The 945-nt window shown below is 39.7% G+C and carries 1 protein-coding gene; it reads left to right on the top strand.

Features of this window, described 5'->3' with window-relative positions:
• On the top strand, positions 1-892 hold an 892-nt coding region (locus BAZSYMA_RS03170; protein WP_195910067.1), incomplete at its 5' end, for an IS3 family transposase.
• Positions 893-945 lie beyond the last annotated feature (53 nt).

The following is a 945-nucleotide window of genomic DNA, read 5'->3' on the forward strand; positions in this document are numbered from 1 at the left end:
CTTGGGCTCATCTAAACTAAAGCAGTCGATTGATCTCAAGCCTATTACAGTCCATTCTTCACCCTCTTCTTTATCCATTAATCAACAATGTCAACCACTTGGCATTAATCGCAGTGGCTTATATTATAAGCCACGCGTTAATCACACCAAGCAAACCATTAAAAATCACATCACCAAAGTATTTGAAGAAATACCCATCTACGGTGAGAAGAAGGTGCATAAGCAGCTTCTGGAAGATGCTTACAAGGTAAGCTTAAATACGGTAGTACGCTACCGTCAAGAACTAGGCTTGCAAGCCGTACTAGCGGTTAAACCTATTAACACGACAACACCAATCAAAGCGCATAAGAAGTATAGTTACAAGTTGCGAGGATTGAATATCAGCCATGCTAATCACGTATGGAGCACTGACATCACCTACATCAAGATTGCAGGCGGTATGGTTTGTATGGCTGCTATTATTGATTGGCACAGCAAAGTTGTGCTATCGTACAAGATATCCAACACCATGGATTCTCAGTTGGTAATGAATGTGCTTAACGAAGCTTTAGAGAAGTATCCACATCCAGAGATATTTAATACCGATCAGGGTAGCCAGTACACCAGTGAAGTGCACACTCAAAGACTCAAAAAATTGGGTATTACTATATCAATGGATGGCAGAGGCAGAGCAACCGACAATATCTGCATTGAGCGCTTCTGGCGAAGCGCCAAAGTCGAAAGAATCTATTTGAACGCATACCAGACCATAAACGAACTAACCACTGATGTGGATGACTATATTGAGTTTTACAACAACAGAAGATTCCATCAGACGTTAGATTACAAAAAACCAATGGATGTGTACCAAGAAAGTATAAAATTGAATCAGAATAAGAAGAAGGCTTCTTAGGATGTTCTATATAAGAAATTTTAAAAAGTTGTCAGAGGTTTTGGGGTGATAAT

It is taken from the genome of Bathymodiolus azoricus thioautotrophic gill symbiont (genome assembly GCF_001298715.1).
Lineage (GTDB): Bacteria > Pseudomonadota > Gammaproteobacteria > PS1 > Pseudothioglobaceae > Thiodubiliella.